General features: G+C 55.6%; 15 protein-coding genes. 9 read left to right on the forward strand and 6 right to left on the reverse strand.

All coding sequences use genetic code 11. The features are described from left to right. Nucleotides 1–205: 205 nt before the first annotated feature. A complete protein-coding gene (locus INT84_RS14595) occupies nt 206–1,948 on the reverse strand; it encodes a DUF4153 domain-containing protein (RefSeq protein WP_194207362.1) in 1,743 nt (580 codons plus the stop codon). 370 nt (nt 1,949–2,318) lie between these two features. On the opposite strand from INT84_RS14595, the gene pckA reads away from it, so the two are divergent. Next, on the forward strand, nt 2,319–3,938 hold the full coding sequence (gene pckA / locus INT84_RS14600; RefSeq protein ID WP_194207363.1) for a phosphoenolpyruvate carboxykinase (ATP): 1,620 nt from the start codon (nt 2,319–2,321) through the stop codon (nt 3,936–3,938). A gap of 169 nt (nt 3,939–4,107) precedes the next feature. On the opposite strand, the gene envZ is transcribed toward pckA, so the two are convergent. Together envZ and ompR are read right to left on the reverse strand one after the other, a co-directional pair. Next, the gene (gene envZ, locus INT84_RS14605; protein WP_194207364.1) at nt 4,108–5,460 is read right to left on the reverse strand and encodes a two-component system sensor histidine kinase EnvZ; all 1,353 of its coding nucleotides are present in this window, start codon (nt 5,458–5,460) and stop codon (nt 4,108–4,110) included. Then, nucleotides 5,457–6,176, reverse strand: coding sequence for a two-component system response regulator OmpR (gene ompR / locus INT84_RS14610; protein ID WP_001157751.1), 720 nt, complete (start codon nt 6,174–6,176; stop codon nt 5,457–5,459). Before ompR ends, envZ begins: the two co-directional genes overlap by 4 nt. 223 nt (nt 6,177–6,399) lie before the next feature. Here ompR and greB point away from each other — a divergent pair, with 223 nt between their 5' ends. The 5 genes from greB to feoC all read left to right on the forward strand — a co-directional run bounded on the left by greB (nt 6,400) and on the right by feoC (nt 12,460). Further along, nucleotides 6,400–6,873 (forward strand): transcription elongation factor GreB, encoded by a 474-nt coding sequence (gene greB, locus INT84_RS14615; protein ID WP_194207365.1) that lies wholly within the window; start codon nt 6,400–6,402, stop codon nt 6,871–6,873. A 90-nt stretch (nt 6,874–6,963) separates the two neighbouring features. Beyond that, the gene (locus INT84_RS14620) at nt 6,964–9,294 is read left to right on the forward strand and encodes a Tex family protein (protein ID WP_194207366.1); all 2,331 of its coding nucleotides are present in this window, start codon (nt 6,964–6,966) and stop codon (nt 9,292–9,294) included. Nucleotides 9,295–9,659: 365 nt separating this feature from the next. Continuing rightward, a complete protein-coding gene (feoA, locus tag INT84_RS14625) occupies nt 9,660–9,887 on the forward strand; it encodes a ferrous iron transporter A (protein WP_176917761.1) in 228 nt (75 codons plus the stop codon). Between the two features lie 18 nt (nt 9,888–9,905). Continuing rightward, entirely contained in the window at nt 9,906–12,224 is a 2,319-nt protein-coding gene (feoB, locus tag INT84_RS14630) for a Fe(2+) transporter permease subunit FeoB (protein ID WP_194207367.1), read from the forward strand. Continuing rightward, nucleotides 12,224–12,460 (forward strand): [Fe-S]-dependent transcriptional repressor FeoC, encoded by a 237-nt coding sequence (feoC, locus tag INT84_RS14635; RefSeq protein ID WP_194207368.1) that lies wholly within the window; start codon nt 12,224–12,226, stop codon nt 12,458–12,460. Before feoB ends, feoC begins: the two co-directional genes overlap by 1 nt. 117 nt (nt 12,461–12,577) lie before the next feature. On the opposite strand, the gene INT84_RS14640 is transcribed toward feoC, so the two are convergent. Together INT84_RS14640 and bioH are read right to left on the reverse strand one after the other, a co-directional pair. Next, nucleotides 12,578–12,847, reverse strand: a complete 270-nt coding sequence (locus INT84_RS14640; RefSeq protein ID WP_194207369.1) for a YdgH/BhsA/McbA-like domain containing protein — start codon at nt 12,845–12,847, stop codon at nt 12,578–12,580. Nucleotides 12,848–12,953: 106 nt separating this feature from the next. Then, on the reverse strand, nt 12,954–13,724 hold the full coding sequence (gene bioH / locus INT84_RS14645) for a pimeloyl-ACP methyl ester esterase BioH (protein ID WP_194207370.1): 771 nt from the start codon (nt 13,722–13,724) through the stop codon (nt 12,954–12,956). Nucleotides 13,725–13,761: 37 nt separating this feature from the next. Here bioH and gntX point away from each other — a divergent pair, with 37 nt between their 5' ends. The 3 genes from gntX to gntT all read left to right on the forward strand — a co-directional run bounded on the left by gntX (nt 13,762) and on the right by gntT (nt 16,702). Then, entirely contained in the window at nt 13,762–14,445 is a 684-nt protein-coding gene (gene gntX, locus INT84_RS14650; protein ID WP_194207371.1) for a DNA utilization protein GntX, read from the forward strand. A 58-nt stretch (nt 14,446–14,503) separates the two neighbouring features. Beyond that, the gene (gene nfuA / locus INT84_RS14655; protein ID WP_176917755.1) at nt 14,504–15,079 is read left to right on the forward strand and encodes a Fe-S biogenesis protein NfuA; all 576 of its coding nucleotides are present in this window, start codon (nt 14,504–14,506) and stop codon (nt 15,077–15,079) included. Between the two features lie 306 nt (nt 15,080–15,385). Further along, nucleotides 15,386–16,702, forward strand: a complete 1,317-nt coding sequence (gene gntT, locus INT84_RS14660; RefSeq protein ID WP_194207372.1) for a gluconate transporter — start codon at nt 15,386–15,388, stop codon at nt 16,700–16,702. A gap of 77 nt (nt 16,703–16,779) precedes the next feature. Here the strand turns inward: gntT and malQ are convergent, their stop codons facing one another. Then, nucleotides 16,780–18,870, reverse strand: coding sequence for a 4-alpha-glucanotransferase (malQ, locus tag INT84_RS14665; RefSeq protein WP_194207373.1), 2,091 nt, complete (start codon nt 18,868–18,870; stop codon nt 16,780–16,782).

Raw genomic sequence — 18,870 nt, forward strand, 5'->3', positions numbered from 1 at the left:
AGGGGCGGCGATGCTCCTGATGCCCGGCGGCGCTGCGCTTGCACGGGCCTACGCAAACATCAACCGGTTGATATTGCGGTATTAACCGATTGGCATTTCGGCGTTAAACGGTTGATATTTCTATATTTGCAGGCCGGGTAAGGCGAAGCCGCCACCCGGCATTACCTGGCACGGTAGCCGAAAAGGGGGCATTGCCCCCTTTCTTTTACTCATACGAATAATAATTTATTCTCACCCGCTCGCCGTTAATGCTGAGATCATGCCATACCTTAGGCGTCAGCTTAACCTGCCCCTGCTCGATGGCCTGTAGCAAAGCCGCCTTATCCAGTGACTCAGGCAAATCCCAGGCGTTGCCGTTAGCTGCCCACCCTTCTTTATCATGCCTGAAAACGGTAATCCGTCTTTCATCCAGGTTGTAATACAGCCACTCCATTTCACCATCGTGATTGACATCCTGCGCCATCAGCCAGCAATTTTTCTGGGTGTCTGAGCATTCAGATAAACTTCCCTGCCTCTCAAGAAGCCGATCCCAGAATGCCTTATCGGGAGGGGTTCCCGGCGCGGCCAGGCGGATATTTTTTTGCAGGAAGGCGACGTTAACCGCAACGTCGCTACCGCGCTCCGCATTCAACATGTTTTTCAGCGTATGATTGCGAGTGCCATTGCTGGTAAATTTCGTATCCTTTTGCAGCGCAAGCAACGCTTCATGCCCGCGCCGTCCGGCACCGCTCAGCATACTCAGGCTGAGATCGTCGGCGGCCGTCTGCCCGCTGTGATAACGTGCCATCTGGCTGTTTACGCTAATACGATAGCGATCAAGCACCGGTGAATGCAGCAGGATCAGGATGACCAGCATTAACAGCGCGACGCTTTGATTGACAATCCCCTGTACAACCAGCGGCTCCCGCCGACGGCGGACAACGCTAAACGCATAGCCAGACGCCCACACCATTGCAACAAGGGTGATCAGCACGGCATAAAAACGCTCCGGCGTCCAGCCGTACTGAGCAATACGCACCCACACAGCCCAGCCGGCCAGCAGAGTCAGCAGCGGTAAAACGATGAGCGATAACCGGACCAGATAACGCAGCGCCAGCGGATACGGTAACTGGCTTTTCTCCGGTGACCAGACCATTGCCACTAATACCAGCAGCATAAGTACCAGGCTGTTTAACAAGCCTGCCGCGGAGATGCGCGTGGAGATAGTGCCAATACCAACAAAGGGCAGCGTCACGATAAACAGCAATACCACCAGGGCGACCAGCGGCAGCAAACCACGCGCAATCAGGGCTAACAAGTTTTGCACCGCGTGGATCAGACGCGACTCGTTACGGGCGAGGATCAACACCAGCGCGCACAGCAGACCGCTGGAGATATAAAAAAACCACTTCGTCTCAAAGAATAGCCAGTGGAAAAAATCCAGGTTCAGCAGCTTAAATAATTCAGACCACAAGCAAAGCACCAGCCAAAACAGGCCAGATGCCAGAAAGATTAGCAGCAGCGAGAGGCTGTTCTGCCACAGGCGCTGGTAGAAAAACGCATATCCGGCACGAAACCGTCCCGTCTGGAGCCGCGCCTGAAACCAGGGCAGCATCAGCATGGCCATGATTACCAGCAGGAAACTATAGAGTATTAGCGCTTCCTGAAGCCGCCAGCTGTCAGTTAGTGCAAAATTCCAGCGAACCCACCCGCTCATCACACAAACGACCGCCAGTACCGCTATCAGGCCGATCCATAGCGCTCGCTGGCGAAAGCGCGTGACGGTAAAGAGCAGCGTACCCGCTACGGCAATAGAGCCCATCAAGCCATACAGCATGTAGCCATTGGCAGCGGGCAGATCGTGCGCCTCAATAAAACGCAGCAAGAAATAGCACAATAGCCCCTGAAGCAAGCCTGCGGCGATCATGCCCCATCGTGTCGCAGGCGAAAGTGTCGTAACCCTGTCCATAACGGTATCCGAATTGGTTAAGAAAATGGATTGTCTCATCTCATGCCAAAAAAGATGAGTCTGTTAGTGGATAAAAATGAAGCTGAATTAACGATGCATCTGTGAAACCCTTACGTAATTAACTTACATGAATGCGATTACACTCACAAACTGCCAGATTTATGCTCTGAGATTTAACGTTTTAAAAACATAATCAGTAAGAAAACACCATTTACTGCCATAATCATCACCGCTTTATAACCGGAGTGGTAGCGTTTTACGTCAAGCAGAGTTTTGTCCGGATACGTAAATCTATGAGCCCCGTCGCGGTTAATTGACCCAGAACAACCCTACAATTTGAGGCAGTACATATTGGCTAAGGAGCAGTGACATGCGCGTTAAAGAATTAACCCCGCAAGATCTCAAGGCTTATGGTATCAACGACGTTCAGGATATCGTTTACAACCCCGATTACGACACGCTGTATCAGGAGGAGCTTAATCCAGACCTGGAAGGATACGAGCGCGGGGTACTGACGAATTCTGGTGCTATCGCCGTCGACACCGGTATTTTCACCGGACGTTCGCCGAAAGATAAGTATATTGTTCGTGATGACACTACCCGCGACACCGTGTGGTGGTCTGATAAAGGTAAAGGTAAGAACGACAACAAGCCGCTCACACCGGAAATCTGGCAGCATTTGAAGGGAATCGTCACTCAGCAACTCTCAGGTAAACGACTTTTCATTATTGATGCCTTCTGCGGCGCTAACGCAGATACCCGTCTGTCAGTACGTTTTATTACTGAAGTGGCCTGGCAGGCGCACTTTGTGAAAAACATGTTTATTCGCCCCACCGATGCGGAACTGGCGGATTTCACGCCGGACTTTATCGTCATGAACGGTGCGAAATGCACTAACCCGCAGTGGAAAGAGCAGGGTCTGAACTCGGAGAACTTCGTCGCTTTCAACCTGACCGAGCGCGTCCAGCTTATTGGCGGGACGTGGTACGGCGGCGAAATGAAGAAAGGGATGTTCTCGATGATGAACTACCTGCTGCCGCTGAAGGGTATCGCTTCCATGCACTGCTCCGCCAACGTCGGCGCAGACGGCGATGTGGCGGTCTTCTTCGGTCTCTCCGGCACCGGCAAAACCACGCTGTCCACCGATCCGAAACGCCGTTTGATTGGCGATGACGAACACGGCTGGGACGACGATGGGGTCTTTAACTTCGAAGGCGGCTGCTACGCCAAAACCATCAAGCTTTCCGAAGAGGCTGAGCCGGATATTTATCACGCCATCCGCCGCGATGCCCTGCTGGAAAACGTCACCGTGCGCGATGACGGTTCAATCGATTTTGATGACGGTTCGAAAACGGAGAATACCCGCGTTTCCTACCCGATTTATCACATCGAAAACATCGTCAAGCCGGTATCAAAAGCCGGGCATGCAACGAAGGTCATTTTCCTGACCGCCGACGCGTTCGGCGTGCTGCCGCCGGTATCTCGCCTGACCGCGAACCAGACGCAGTACCACTTCCTCTCCGGCTTTACCGCAAAACTGGCCGGAACGGAGCGCGGGATCACCGAACCGACGCCCACCTTCTCCGCCTGCTTCGGCGCGGCGTTCCTGTCGCTGCATCCGACGCAGTATTCCGAAGTGCTGGTGAAACGCATGCAGGCTGCGGGAGCACAGGCGTATCTGGTGAACACCGGCTGGAACGGCACCGGCAAGCGTATTTCCATTAAGAATACCCGCGCCATTATCGACGCCATTCTTAACGGTTCGCTGGACGATGCCGAAACCTTCACGCTGCCGATATTTGATCTGGCCGTGCCGACCAGCCTGCCGGGCGTGGATACGCATATCCTCGATCCGCGTAACACCTACGCCTCCCCAGAGCAGTGGCAGGAAAAAGCCGATGCGCTGGCGAAATTGTTTATCAGCAATTTCGAGAAGTATACCGATACGCCAGCAGGCGCTGCGCTGGTGAGTGCGGGACCGAAGCTGTAAACCTATGATGCCCGGCATGCCGGGCATATCACCTTTTTAACGCATAGCACATACCCGGTGGCGCTTCGCTTACCGGGCCTACAGGGTAGAACGGCATAGAGTCTGGCTCTTGTTTTTGTAGGCCGGGCAAGGCAAAGCCGCCGCCCGGCATTACGGGTAAAATGCCGCGTTAACTCTCTTTCAGCGCCCCGCCAGAACGTATTACCGGTACCGGCAGCCAGGCGCGGATCAGTAGGCCGCCCCGCTCACTGGTACCCAGCTCCAGCACGCCGTTATGGTTATCGATAATACGCTGTACAATCGCCAGTCCCAACCCTGTTCCGCTGATGGTGCGGGCGCTGTCGCCGCGTACAAAAGGCTGGAACAGGTGCTTGCGCTGCTCGGGCTTGATGCCGGGACCGTCGTCCTCCACCTGGAACCAGGCGCGATTGGCTTCGCTGCCGCTGCTGACCTTGATCCAGCCGTTACCGTAGCGAGCAGCGTTTACGACCATATTGGCAACCGCGCGCTTGATTGACAGCGGATGCATCCGCACCGGGATCTCTTCGTCCTGAAGGGCGGTTTCAATTTCACGCTCGTAGCCGCTTTCTGCCGCCACGACTTCACCCAGCACGCCGTTGAGATCCGCCAGCTCCAGCGGCATCTCCTGACCGGTTCGCAAATAATCAATAAACTGCTCGATAATGGCGTTGCACTCTTCGATGTCTTTATTGATCGATTCGGCAAGATAACCATCCTGCTCGCCCATCATCTCGGTGGCGAGGCGTATTCGGGTCAGCGGCGTGCGCAGATCGTGACTGACGCCCGCCATTAGCAGGGTACGGTCATCGGCAAGCTGCTTCACGCCTGCCGCCATATGATTAAAGGCACGGGTCACAGAACGCACTTCCGATGCGCCATATTCCCGCAGCGGCGGCGGAATAATGCCTTTCCCGACCTGTAGCGCGGCATGTTCAAGATCCACCAGCGGTCGGTTTTGTATTCGGATAAACAGCCATGCGCCACCTATCGCCAGCAGCATAATCGCCAGCGTGTAGCGGAACAGCGGCGAGAAGTCGCCCTGATGAATTTCAGTAAGGGGAACGCGTACCCAGATGTTCGGTGACAGCCAGGTTTTCAGCCAGACAACCGGCGAGCTTTTGTTGACCTCAACACGCACTTCCGTCGGGCCGCCAAGCTGCTGCGCCATCTGGTGACTTAAGAATTCATAGTGCTGCGCCCAGCGCAGCCCGGCATCTTCCGCAGCTTCGTCAGAATAGAGGGAGATGCCCAGTTCGCGATAAATCTCGCGACGGAAGGCGGGCGGAACCACCAGTTGCGTACCGTCCTCCAGTTGCAGTTTGTCGGTCATCAGCATACGGACTTCGTAGGCCAGCACCTTATTAAACTGCTGGAGGCTCGGCAGAATGGCGAAGTTCAGCACCACCAGATAGGTCGTCACCAGGCTGACGAACAGCAGGGTGACGATGAGTAACAGCGTGCGGGCAAAAGAACTTCTTGGCGAGAAGCGCAGTCGCCTCATGCTTTAGAGCCGTCCGGCACAAACACGTAGCCCAGGCCCCAGACGGTCTGGATATAGCGCGGATGCGCCGGATCTTCTTCCACCATGCGACGCAGGCGGGAGATTTGTACGTCGATGGAACGCTCCATCGCTGAATATTCACGGCCACGGGCAAGGTTCATCAGCTTGTCGCGGGAGAGCGGCTCGCGCGGATGGCTCACCAGCGCCTTCAGCACCGCAAACTCACCGCTGGTCAGCGGCATTGGCTCATCTTCACGGAACATCTCGCGGGTGCCGAGGTTCAGCTTGAATTTACCAAACGCAATCACCGCTTCCTCCTGCGACGGCGCACCCGGCAGCTCGTTCGCCTGACGGCGCAGCACCGCGCGGATGCGCGCCAGCAGTTCGCGCGGGTTGAACGGCTTCGGAATATAGTCGTCCGCGCCGATCTCAAGACCAACGATGCGATCGACCTCTTCCCCTTTTGCCGTGACCATAATGATCGGCATTGGGTTGCTCTGGCTACGCAGGCGACGGCAGATGGAAAGACCATCTTCGCCCGGCAGCATCAGATCGAGCACCATCAGGTGAAAGGATTCACGGGTTAACAGGCGATCCATCTGTTCGGCGTTAGCAACGCTTCGAACCTGGAAGCCCTGTTCGGTCAGATAACGTTCCAGTAGCGCACGCAGGCGCATGTCGTCATCTACAACCAGGATTTTATAATTCTCTTGCATGGTTTTTACTCCCAAAGGTTCGCAAAAGTCGTGATAACGTATTCTTAAGAAAGGCCACGCTTGCCACCAGCGAAATCTGGTATAAATTTCAGTCTAAATTGTTACAAAGCATATTTAACAGTAGCTTAAGTATACATATAAGCATAAATCATATTATTTATTCTGTCGGCAGCGTTGCGTGTTACGTATTGTGCGCAAGATCGGATAAAAAAGGTAAGAGACGATGAAAACGCCATTAATCACCCGTGAGGGATACGAAAAATTAAAGCAGGAGATGGATTATCTCTGGCGTGAAGAGCGTCCGGAAGTCACCAAAAAGGTGACCTGGGCGGCGAGCCTCGGCGATCGTAGTGAAAACGCCGATTACCAGTACAACAAAAAACGCCTGCGCGAGATTGACCGCCGCGTGCGCTACCTCACTAAGTGCCTGGAAAATCTGAAAATCGTCGATTACTCGCCGCAGCAGGAAGGAAAAGTTTTTTTCGGCGCGTGGGTTGAGGTAGAGAATGATGACGGCGACGTTAAGCGTTTTCGCATCGTTGGCTACGATGAAATTTTTGGTCGTAAGGATTACATCTCCATCGATTCGCCAATGGCGCGGGCGCTGCTGAAAAAAGAGGTCGGCGATCTGGCTGTGGTTCAGACGCCTGCGGGTGAAGCGAGCTGGTACGTCAACGACATTGAGTATGTGAAATAGAACTGTCCGAAGCCGCTGTCTGCGACTGGCATTTTTGCCTGTCAGTCCGTATAACTATCCGCTGATTTTGACCCTAAGATGATACTAGCCATGATGAATGATTCGCTCTGCCGCATTATTGCGGGTGAACTTCAGGCCAGAGCTGAACAGGTAGAGTCTGCCGTTCGCCTGCTTGATGAAGGGAACACCGTGCCGTTTATTGCACGTTATCGTAAGGAAGTCACCGGCGGTCTGGATGATACCCAGCTGCGCCAGCTGGAGACGCGACTGGGCTACCTGCGCGAGCTGGAAGAAAGGCGTCAGGCCATACTCAAATCTATCGGCGATCAGGGCAAGCTGACCGATGAACTGACAAAAGCAATCAACGGTACGCTAAGCAAAACCGAACTCGAAGATCTTTATCTTCCTTATAAACAAAAGCGCCGCACGCGCGGGCAAATCGCCATTGAAGCCGGACTGGAGCCGCTGGCCGAGCTGCTGTGGACCGATCCCTCCCATACCCCGGAAACCGCCGCCGCGCAGTATGTCGATGCCGATAAAGGCGTCGCCGACGTCAAAGCCGCGCTCGATGGCGCGCGTTATATTCTGATGGAGCGTTTTGCCGAAGACGCCGCGCTGCTGGCGAAAGTGCGCGATTATCTGTGGAAGAACGCGCATCTGGTCGCCACCGTTGTGAGCGGCAAAGAAGACGAAGGCGCGAAATTCCGCGACTACTTCGATCACCACGAGCCGATCTCCTCCGTCCCCTCTCACCGTGCGCTGGCGATGTTCCGCGGGCGCAATGAAGGCGTGCTGCAACTTGCACTGAATGCCGATCCGCAGTTTGATGAACCGCCGAAAGAGAGTTACTGCGAACAAATTATCATCGACCATCTTGGCCTGCGCCTGAACAACGCCCCGGCGGATAGCTGGCGTCGCGCCGTAGTGAGCTGGACCTGGCGCATTAAGGTGCTGATGCATCTGGAAACCGAGCTGATGGGCACGGTGCGCGAACGCGCGGAAGACGAGGCGATCAACGTTTTCGCCCGTAATCTGCACGATCTGCTGATGGCGGCCCCGGCGGGGCTGCGTGCGACAATGGGTCTCGATCCGGGTCTGCGTACCGGCGTAAAAGTCGCGGTCGTGGACGGCACCGGCAAACTGGTCGCCACCGATACCATTTATCCCCATACCGGACAGGCGGCAAAAGCGGCTGTCGCCGTGGCAGCGCTGTGCGAGAAGCATAACGTCGAACTGGTGGCGATTGGCAACGGTACGGCTTCACGCGAAACCGAGCGTTTCTTCCTCGACGTGCAGAAACAGTTCCCGAAAGTCACCGCGCAGAAGGTGATCGTCAGCGAAGCGGGCGCGTCGGTGTACTCGGCCTCAGAACTGGCGGCGCTGGAGTTCCCGGATCTGGATGTTTCCATTCGCGGCGCGGTATCCATTGCCCGCCGTCTTCAGGATCCGCTGGCGGAACTGGTGAAAATCGATCCGAAATCGATCGGCGTGGGCCAGTATCAGCATGACGTCAGCCAGACGCAGCTTGCCCGCAAGCTGGATGCGGTGGTTGAGGACTGCGTAAACGCCGTCGGCGTCGATCTGAATACCGCCTCCGTACCGCTGCTGGCCCGCGTGGCCGGGCTGACGCGCATGATGGCGCAGAACATCGTCACCTGGCGCGACGAAAACGGCCAGTTCCGCAACCGCCAGCAACTGTTGAAAGTGGCGCGTCTGGGGCCGAAAGCCTTTGAGCAGTGCGCGGGCTTCCTGCGCATTAACCACGGTGATAACCCGCTGGACGCCTCCACCGTTCACCCGGAAGCCTATCCGATCGTTGAACGCATTCTGGCCGCTACCGAGCAGTCGCTGCGCGATCTGATGGGCAACGGCAGCGAGTTAAAAAACCTGAAGCCGTCGGAGTTTACCGATGAACGTTTTGGGGTGCCGACCGTCACTGACATCATTAAAGAGCTGGAGAAACCGGGCCGCGATCCGCGTCCGGAGTTTAAAACGGCGACCTTTGCTGAAGGCGTGGAAACGATGAACGATCTGCTGCCGGGGATGATTCTGGAAGGCGCGGTGACCAACGTCACCAATTTCGGTGCGTTTGTCGATATCGGCGTTCACCAGGACGGTCTGGTGCACATCTCTTCTCTTTCGACGAAGTTCGTTGACGATCCGCATACTGTGGTGAAAGCGGGCGATATCGTAAAGGTCAAAGTGCTGGAAGTTGACCTGCCGCGTAAGCGTATCGCGTTAACCATGCGCCTGGACGAGCAGCCGGGTGAAACCAATGCCCGGCGCGGCGGCGGTAACGACCGTGCCCAGGGCAATCGCCCGGCGGCAAAAGCGGCGAAGCCACGCGCACGCGAGGCGCAACCTGCTGGTAACAGCGCGATGATGGATGCGCTGGCGGCAGCAATGGGTAAAAAGCGGTAAACCAGCGATGATCAGGCTCTCCTCTTCAGGAGGAGGGTCTTATTCCCATGTTAATAGCGTCAATTAATTAACAATAAAAATACAATTAACCGTTAATGTTAATATACTGGAAACCAGTATTTCATCTTCCATAAATATCCCCTCCCCTTCACAAATAATGAAACCGCGTTATTTTTGCGCCATGTCAAATTTACCGTGATTTATTATCGAACAGAATACTTCGACACATTTTAAAGATTGAAGATAAAAACTATTATCATTACCATTGCGCTGTTGATTAATTAACCTTCCTGGTCAGGCTCCGCCAGGCCTCTTGCGCCTGTCGTGCGTGACGTTATTTTGTTAGCGATATATAAGTAGGCCTTATGCAATTTACGCCCTTAAGCGCCTGGAAAATCACCGGATTTTCCTGCGAGATCAGCCCGGCTTATCGTCAAAAACTTCTTTCGTTAGGTATGTTGCCCGGCTCGTCATTTAACGTAGTACGCGTTGCGCCACTAGGCGATCCCGTTCATATCGAAACGCGACGCGTGAATCTGGTATTACGTAAAAAAGATTTAGCATTATTGGAAGTGGAACCGGTTTCCTCTTAATACAGTGAGTGAAATACAATGAAAAAACTTACCATTGGCTTAATTGGCAATCCAAATTCCGGTAAGACCACGTTATTCAATCAGTTGACCGGTTCGCGCCAGCGCGTCGGTAACTGGGCAGGCGTTACGGTCGAACGTAAAGAAGGCAGTTTTCAAACCACGGATTGCCAGGTCACCCTTGTCGACTTGCCTGGCACCTATTCCCTGACCACTATCTCCTCGCAAACGTCGCTCGATGAGCAGATCGCCTGCCACTATATTTTGAGCGGCGATGCAGACATGCTGATTAACGTTGTGGACGCCTCCAACCTTGAACGTAACCTTTACCTGACGCTACAACTGCTGGAGCTGGGAATGCCCTGCGTGGTGGCGCTTAACATGCTGGATATCGCGGAAAAACAGCAGGTCCGCATTGATATTGATGCCCTCTCCGCCCGGCTGGGCTGTCCGGTCGTGCCGCTGGTCTCCACGCGTGGCCGTGGAATAGACGCCCTGAAGCTGGCGATTGACCGCCATAACCGTAATCAGGACATTGATCTGGTGCATTACGCGCAGCCGCTGCTGCGTGAAGCCAGTCACCTGGCGCAACTCATGCCAGAAAATATGCCCTTACAGCAGCGTCGCTGGCTGGGACTGCAAATGCTGGAAGGCGATATTTACAGCCGCGCTTACGCGCAGGGTGCCGCGCATCAGCTGGAAGATGTGCTGACCCGGCTGGAGAGTGAAATCGACGATCCGGCGCTGCATATTGCCGATGCACGCTATCAATGTATCGCCGCTATCTGCGACACCGTGAGTAATTCACTGACCGCTGAACCGAGCCGTTTCACCGCCGCGATGGATAAAATTATCCTCAACCGCTTCCTCGGCCTGCCGATTTTCCTGCTGGTGATGTACGTCATGTTCCTCTTCGCCATCAACATCGGCGGCGCGCTGGCCCCTATTTTTGATGCCGGTTCGGTGGCTATCTTTATTCATGGCCTTCAGTGGCTTGGCTACACGCTGCATTTCCCGGAGTGGCTGACCATCTTCCTCGCGCAGGGGATTGGTGGCGGGATCAACACCGTGCTGCCGCTGGTGCCGCAGATCGGCATGATGTATCTGTTCCTCTCTTTTCTGGAAGACTCCGGCTATATGGCGCGCGCGGCGTTCGTGATGGACCGGTTGATGCAATCGCTGGGGCTGCCGGGGAAATCCTTCGTGCCGCTGATTGTCGGCTTTGGCTGTAACGTGCCGTCAGTGATGGGCGCGCGTACTCTCGATGCACCGCGTGAACGGCTGATGACGATCATGATGGCTCCCTTTATGTCCTGCGGCGCACGTCTGGCGATTTTCGCCGTCTTCGCCGCCGCCTTCTTTGGACAGGAGGGGGCGCTGGCCGTCTTTTCGCTCTACATCCTCGGCATTGTGATGGCGATCCTCACCGGCCTGATGCTCAAACATACCATCATGCGCGGCGAAGCCTCACCGTTTGTAATGGAGCTGCCGGTCTACCATGTGCCGCTGATTAAAAGCCTGCTGATCCAGACCTGGCAGCGCCTGAAAGGGTTTATCCTGCGCGCCGGTAAAGTCATCGTTATTGTCAGTATTTTCCTCAGCGCGCTAAATAGCTTCTCTCTCAGCGGCAAAGCGGTGAATAACATTAACGATTCGGCACTGGCCTCCGTCAGCCGCGTCTTTACCCCGCTGCTGGAACCGATTGGTATTCAGGGCGATCACTGGCAGGCGACGGTCGGTCTGTTCACCGGCGCAATGGCGAAAGAGGTGGTGGTCGGTACGCTTAACACGCTGTACACCGCTGAAAATATTCAGGAAGAGGAGTTCAACCCGGCAGAATTCAGCCTTACCGCTGAACTGTCTGACGCCGTCGGAGAAACCTGGCAGAGTCTGAAAGATACCTTCAGCCTGAGCGTACTGGCAAACCCCATTGAGGCCAGCAAAGGCGATGGCGAGATGGCAACTGGCACCATGGGCGTGATGAGTGAGAAATTCGGCAGCGCGGCAGCGGCCTATAGCTACCTGATTTTTGTGCTGCTGTACGTACCGTGCATTTCGGTGATGGGGGCCATTTCTCGCGAATCCAGCCGCGGCTGGATGGGGTTCTCTATCCTGTGGGGGCTGAATATTGCGTATTCGCTGTCGACGCTGTTTTATCAGGTCGCCAGTTTTCATCAGCATCCGCAGTACAGTGCGATCTGTATCCTGGCGGTAGTGGTGTTTAACGTGCTGGTAATTGGCAGCCTGCGCCGTGCCCGCAGTCGGATTGACGTTAATCTGCTGGCGACACGCAAAACGCCTGCGACCTGCTGCGACAGCCCGGCCGGGGAGTGCCACTAATGGCCTCGCTGATTGACGTGCGTAATATGCTCGCCTTGCAGGGGCGGATGGAAGCCAGCCAGCTTAGCGCCGCGCTGCATCTTCCCCGTCCTCTGCTTGATGCCATGCTGAATCGCATGGAGGCAATGGGCAAAGCCCGGCGGATGCAGGAAGAGGTTGATGGTTGCCTGACCGGAAGTTGCAAAAGCTGCCCGGAAGGAAAAGCCTGTGCGCGGGAGTGGTGGACGTTAGGCTGAAAGCATTGCCGCCTGGCGGTAGCCCGGCCTTTGCCCGGTGGCGGCTTCGCCTTATCCAACAGCTATTTGTAGGCCCGGTAAGCGCAGCGCCACCGGGCATTCCAGCGATTTGCGTACTTATTTATATACTTCAGCCGTGGTGTGAATATCTTTCTCTGATTTCTTCGCGCTGGTGATCACATAATACTTCCCGCCCAGCTCGTCAGCTTTTTTCGACAGCTCGCGCTGGGCATCCATCGGTGCGGTGCCTTTATCAGTACTGATGTCGCCTATTTTCGTTAAATTCATCTCTTTCAGTTTATCTTTGTGCAGCTCTTCCGCAGCCATCACGCCAAAGGACAGCGATCCAATGACCAGAGATGCGACAATACCGGTGACCAGTTTCATAGCCTTTACTCCTTAAGGTTGAATAGTATGCCATCCGGCTTTTGCACGGATTAAAGCACTTGATGACGACCTAAGTATTGTTGCACTCAGTCACTTTTTCCAGCCGCTAAAGGCGGGCTTTAAGGGCGATAAGCGCCTGACAAAATTCCGCTGGATGAGAGATAAATGGCGCATGCGCCGCCTTCTGAATCGTCAACGACTCGCTGGCAGGCCACGCGGCGTCCAGCAGTGGAATGACTTTGCGCGGCACCAGGCCGTCAAGATAGCCGTAAATACGCAGGAACGGCACGCTCAGTCCGGCGAGCGGCTCGCGTAAATCGCTCTCTTTCAGAATGTCCAGCCCGCCGTTGAGTACCTCAACGTCCGGCATCGTCAGTGCCAGCACGGCGCTTTTCAGGCGGCGGGCATCCTGCCTGGCGCTCTCGGTTCCCATGGTTTGCAACGCCAGAAAACGCTCAACCGTACGCTGAAAATCCTCGCTTAACTGCTGCTGGAAGCCAGAAAGCACCTCGGGCTTGATCCCCGGCCAGTCGCCATCGGCACAAAAACAGGGAGACGACGCCACCGTCACCAGCGCCTGTACCCGCTGCGGAGAGGTCAACGCGACCTGACTTGCCACCAGCCCACCCAGGCTCCAGCCCAGCCAGATGGCTTTTTCCGGCGCGTGCGTCTGAATGCGCTCCGCCATTTTCGCCAGCGACATGGCACCAAAACCACGGCTACGACCGAAGCCCGGCAGATCCACCAGATGCAGCGTAAAATGCGCGCTTAATTCCGGCGTAATGCAATCCCACACCTGCGCATTCAGTCCCCATCCGTGCAGCAGCACAAGATGGCAATTTCCTTCCCCTTTGGTTTGCCACCAGATCTCATTCATAAGGTACTGTTCTCAACTATTTTATCCGAGGTGAAATATGTTAACAGTCTGTGGCTTATGCTGGCTATGTCGAATGCCGCTCGCCCTGCCGTCCTGGGGAATATGCTCCCGTTGTGTCAAGGCGATCTCTCACCAAAGCAATACTTGCCCTCAGTGCGGTTTGCCCGCGCTCGATCCCCACTCGCCCTGCGGCCGTTGCCTGCAAAAAGCGCCGCCCTGGCAACGCCTGCTCGCCGTCAGCGATTATGTTGCGCCCCTGAGTTCACTTATTCATCGCTTCAAATTTTCAGGCAAAGCGGAACTGGCTCCGGCGCTGGCACGCCTGCTGCTGCTGGAATTTATACAGGCCCGCCAGCTATTCGGCCTGCCGCGTCCGGACCGCATTGTCAGCGTCCCGCTATGGCAAAAAAGGCACTGGCGCAGAGGATTTAATCAGAGCGACCTGCTCTGCCGCCCTCTGGCACACTGGCTGGGCTGCCGCTACGAGACGGATGCGGTCACTCGTATTCGGGCTACGGCAACGCAACATCACCTCTCGGCCCGGCTGCGAAAGCACAATTTGAAAAACGCCTTTCGCCTTGAATTCCCGGTTCGCGGACTCCATATCGTTATTGTGGATGATGTCGTCACCACGGGCAGTACCGTCGCAGAAATTTCCCGGCTGCTGTTACGCGGCGGTGCGGCGACTGTCCATGTCTGGTGCCTCTGTCGGACCTTGTAGACCCTCGACGATGGGCGTATTATAACTGACTAAAATAGTCAACTATTAGGCCAATGCTATGATCCGTATTTCCGATGCTGCACAAGCGCACTTTGCCAAACTGTTGGCAAATCAGGAAGAAGGGACGCAAATCCGTGTATTTGTCATCAATCCCGGCACTCCTAACGCTGAATGCGGCGTTTCTTATTGTCCACCCGATGCTGTGGAAGCGAGCGATACTGCCCTGAAATTTGATTTGCTGACCGCCTACGTGGACGAGTTAAGCGCCCCGTACCTGGAAGATGCGGATATCGATTTCGTGACCGATCAGCTCGGCTCTCAGCTGACGCTGAAAGCGCCGAACGCCAAAATGCGTAAGGTCTCTGACGACGCCCCGCTGATGGAGCGCGTAGAGTATATGCTTCAGGCGCAGGTGAACCCGCAGCTTGCCGGGCACGGCGGTCGCGTTACGTTGATGGAAATCACCGACGACGGCTACGCCATCCTGCAATTTGGCGGCGGCTGTAACGGCTGCTCGATGATCGATGTCACCCTGAAAGACGGCATTGAAAAGCAGCTGCTGGCAGAGTTCCCGGACCTGAAAGGCGTGCGCGATCTCACCGAACACCAGCGCGGCGAGCACTCTTACTACTGATTTGCCTTCTTAAAGCGTCTCTTTCCGGTGAAAGAGGCGCTTTGTCGTAAATGTTACAACCTCCCCCAGAATATGACCTGCCTCCCAGTTTTTAAATTTTGCCTGCCTGGGGTGTTTTCTTTCGATCAATGTTACCCGTATCATCCCTTCTGAGCACTATTCTTCTGGAAACAGCCCGCGACTCTTAGCCTTATAAGAAGCGATTTGTTGAAGTGCTACTCGCCTTCTGTTCTGAATTACAGCACAAAGGCCCCTTTGCTGCTAAGACAGCAAAGTTACCCATAACAAATTAAAGGCCAGTAAATCATGCCATTAGTCATCGTTGCTATCGGTGTTGTGTTGTTATTGTTGTTAATGATCCGTTTCAAGCTAAACGGTTTTATTGCCCTTATCCTGGTGGCCCTTGCGGTGGGTCTGATGCAGGGAATGCCTGTCGATAAGGTTATTGCCTCCATTAAAACGGGTGTCGGCGGAACCCTGGGTAGCCTGGCGCTGATCATGGGTTTCGGGGCGATGCTGGGTAAACTGCTCGCTGACTGTGGCGGCGCACAGCGCATCGCCACAACGCTGATTGCGAAGTTTGGTCAGAAATACATTCAGTGGGCGGTGGTGCTAACCGGTTTTACCGTCGGTTTCGCCCTGTTCTATGAAGTCGGTTTCGTGCTGCTGCTGCCGCTGGTATTTACTATCGCTGCATCCGCGCGCATCCCGCTGCTTTTTGTTGGTGTCCCGATGGCGGCGGCACTTTCCGTGACTCACGGTTTCCTGCCACCGCACCCTGGCCCAACCGCGATTGCGACTATCTTCCACGCCGATATGGGCAAAACTCTGCTCTACGGTACGCTGCTGGCCATCCCGACCGTGATTCTGGCAGGCCCGGTCTACGCTAAATTCCTCAAAGGCATCGACAAGCCGATCCCGGAAGGACTGTACAACGCGAAAACGTTCAGCGAAACGGAAATGCCTGGCTTTGGCGTGAGCGTCTGGACCTCGCTGGTGCCGGTGATCCTGATGGCGCTGCGTGCGGTCGCCGAGATGATCCTGCCGAAAGGCCATGCGATCCTGCCCTACGCTGAATTCTTCGGCGATCCGGTCATGGCGACGCTGATTGCGGTCATTATCGCGGTCTTCACCTTTGGCCTGAATCGCGGCCGTTCGATGGATGACATCAACGACACTCTCACTACTTCAATCAAAATCATCGCCATGATGCTGCTGATCATCGGCGGCGGCGGTGCGTTTAAGCAGGTGCTGGTTGATAGCGGCGTGGATAAATATATCGCCTCGATGATGCAGGCCACCAACCTCTCGCCAATCTTTATGGCCTGGTCAATTGCCGCCGTACTGCGCATCGCGCTGGGATCGGCTACCGTGGCGGCCATCACCGCCGGTGGGATTGTGGCCCCGCTGATTGCAACTACCGGTGCCAGTCCTGAACTGATGGTTATCGCGGTTGGCTCCGGTAGCGTGATTTTCTCTCACGTTAACGATCCGGGGTTCTGGCTGTTTAAGGAGTATTTCAATCTGACGATTGGTGAGACCATTAAGTCATGGTCCATGCTGGAAACCATTATTTCAGTGTGCGGTCTGGTAGGGTGTTTGTTGCTGGCGATGGTGGTCTGATTTTTCTCTTGCCGGGAGAACTGACTACGCCTGACCGGCGGGCTCACCCTCTCCCTCAGGGAGAGGGTGAGGGGGAATTACGCCTTCTTCACTCCAGCCTTACGCCGCTTATCCAAATCCTTAATCAGCTTATTCACGCTCTCATCCGCGAACATCTCTTCAAGGGTTGTAGACAGCTTGCGCCGCCAGTTTTTGTACTGATAGCTGGTCCCCGGAATATTGACCGGTTCCGCCATCTGTAGCCAGTCTTCCGGCTGGAGACCCAGCAGGGCACTGTTACTGTCGGCAATATAGCGCTGCATTCCGCGATTAAGCGTAGGGGTCATCGACATTCGCGAGGCTTTGCGCCCCACACTTTTCGCCAGGCAACCGTGTCGGTGCAGCGCATCCAGTAATCCCTGCTTCGCCAGTTCGCGATCCTGATACAGACCGCGCAGCACCACGTCGTCCGGATACAGCCCCAGCGTTTTGCCGAGCGTCAGATCGCCGCTTTCCCAGTAGCCGCGCAGCGTCGGCAGGTCGTGCGTTGCCGCCACGGCCATCGACTGTGCAGGCCACGCTTCCGGCGCGCGTACCGTTTTCTCGTGATCGCTTTCGAAATAGAGCACTTTGTAGGAGTAAACGCCGCTCTTACGCAGCTTGCCGACGATCTCCACCGGCACCGTCCCCAGATCTTCGCCGATCACCATACACTGATGGCGTTTACTCTCCAGTGCGAGGATCGACAGCAGATCGTCAACCGGATAATGCACATATGCGCCATGATCCGCCGTCTCGCCGTAGGGGATCCACCACAGGCGCAGCATCGACATAACATGATCGATACGCAGCGCGCCGCAGTCTCGCATATTAGCACGCAGTAGCTGAATAAACGGCTCGTAGGCGCGAGCGGTGATGACATGTGGATCCATCGGCGGCAGGCCCCAGTTTTGCCCCAGCGGACCGAGGATGTCCGGCGGGGCACCAACCGACGCCTTCAGGCAGTACAGCTCACGATCGCACCAGGTTTCCGCGCCGCCTTCCGCCACGCCGACCGCCAAATCACGGTACAGACCAATCGGCATATTCATGCTCTGGCATTCTTCCCAGCAGGCCGCAAACTGCGTACAGGCCAGCCACTGAAGCCACAGGTAAAACTCCACCTCATCCTGATGCGTTTTACAAAACTTTTTCACTTCCGGGGTATCAGTGGACTGATACCCTTCCGGCCAGACCGGCCAGCCCCAGCGCATCGGATCCTCTTTCACCTGCGAAGCGTGCAGAGCATCAAACGCTGCCTGCCAGTAAAGGCTTTCCCCCTCGTCGGCGATGAATTGACGAAATGCCTGCATTGCGGCGTCATCGTTAGCGCGTTTCGCAAACTGTCGCCACGCCATGCTTAGCCCGGCCAGCTTCAGCGCCGTGACGGCGGAGTAATCTACCCACTCGCCCTGGCGAGCGCTTTTCAGCTTCTCCTGGGTGGTGGGCATACGCCACCACTCCTGGGCTTCCTCGCTGTGCTGAAAATCCTCAACGGCATTAACGTCGATGTAGATTACATTCAGCCAGCGGCGCGAAGAGGGACTGTAAGGGCTGGCGCTCTCCGGATTGGCCGGATAAAGCGCATGGATCGGATTAAGACCGATAAACGCCCCGCCCCGCTTCGCTACCTCAGGCAGCATCGCTTTCAGATCGCCAAAATCACCGATCCCCCAGTTTTTGCCGGAGCGTAGCGTATAGAGCTGGACGCAGGCACCCCACAGTTTACGCCCGCTCAGCAGCGCATCAGGCTCGTGGCAGCGCTGGGGAGCGATAATCACCCGGCAATCCCATTGCTGAGCGTCCTGGGATAACGTCAGCGTGTGATACCCTTCCGGCAGGCGCATCGGCAGGATCAGCTTGCTGCCGCCGGCCGCCTGACCCTGGTACTGACGGCCAGCTTCCGTCAGTAACGTCCAGCTAAACTCGCCGCTGCCTTCCACTTCCAGCGCCATCTTTTTGCCGTGGGTATAAACCATCACGTTAGGCACGGGGGTAACGGCTACTTTCGTGGCCGCCGTGTGATGCATGGCATCCAGCAAACGCTGTTTGGTATCGACGCCAATCGACTGCGGCTTACCGTGGGCGTTAATGTAATCAGGGCTAATCCCCGCCGCTAAAGCGGCTCTATCGAGGCGTTTGCGTTCCAT

The sequence above is a fragment of the Superficieibacter sp. 1612_C1 genome (genome assembly GCF_015234305.1).
Classification (GTDB): Bacteria; Pseudomonadota; Gammaproteobacteria; order Enterobacterales; family Enterobacteriaceae; genus Superficieibacter.

Bases quoted from the DNA above. Each gene is read 5' to 3' on its own strand.
- INT84_RS14595 (WP_194207362.1), bottom strand. From the start codon at position 1,948: ATGGACAGGGTTACGACACTTTCGCCTGCGACACGATGGGGCATGATC.
- pckA (WP_194207363.1), top strand. From the start codon at position 2,319: ATGCGCGTTAAAGAATTAACCCCGCAAGATCTCAAGGCTTATGGTATC.
- envZ (WP_194207364.1), bottom strand. From the start codon at position 5,460: ATGAGGCGACTGCGCTTCTCGCCAAGAAGTTCTTTTGCCCGCACGCTG.
- ompR (WP_001157751.1), bottom strand. From the start codon at position 6,176: ATGCAAGAGAATTATAAAATCCTGGTTGTAGATGACGACATGCGCCTG.
- greB (WP_194207365.1), top strand. From the start codon at position 6,400: ATGAAAACGCCATTAATCACCCGTGAGGGATACGAAAAATTAAAGCAG.
- INT84_RS14620 (WP_194207366.1), top strand. From the start codon at position 6,964: ATGATGAATGATTCGCTCTGCCGCATTATTGCGGGTGAACTTCAGGCC.
- feoA (WP_176917761.1), top strand. From the start codon at position 9,660: ATGCAATTTACGCCCTTAAGCGCCTGGAAAATCACCGGATTTTCCTGC.
- feoB (WP_194207367.1), top strand. From the start codon at position 9,906: ATGAAAAAACTTACCATTGGCTTAATTGGCAATCCAAATTCCGGTAAG.
- feoC (WP_194207368.1), top strand. From the start codon at position 12,224: ATGGCCTCGCTGATTGACGTGCGTAATATGCTCGCCTTGCAGGGGCGG.
- INT84_RS14640 (WP_194207369.1), bottom strand. From the start codon at position 12,847: ATGAAACTGGTCACCGGTATTGTCGCATCTCTGGTCATTGGATCGCTG.
- bioH (WP_194207370.1), bottom strand. From the start codon at position 13,724: ATGAATGAGATCTGGTGGCAAACCAAAGGGGAAGGAAATTGCCATCTT.
- gntX (WP_194207371.1), top strand. From the start codon at position 13,762: ATGTTAACAGTCTGTGGCTTATGCTGGCTATGTCGAATGCCGCTCGCC.
- nfuA (WP_176917755.1), top strand. From the start codon at position 14,504: ATGATCCGTATTTCCGATGCTGCACAAGCGCACTTTGCCAAACTGTTG.
- gntT (WP_194207372.1), top strand. From the start codon at position 15,386: ATGCCATTAGTCATCGTTGCTATCGGTGTTGTGTTGTTATTGTTGTTA.
- malQ (WP_194207373.1), bottom strand. From the start codon at position 18,870: ATGGAACGCAAACGCCTCGATAGAGCCGCTTTAGCGGCGGGGATTAGC.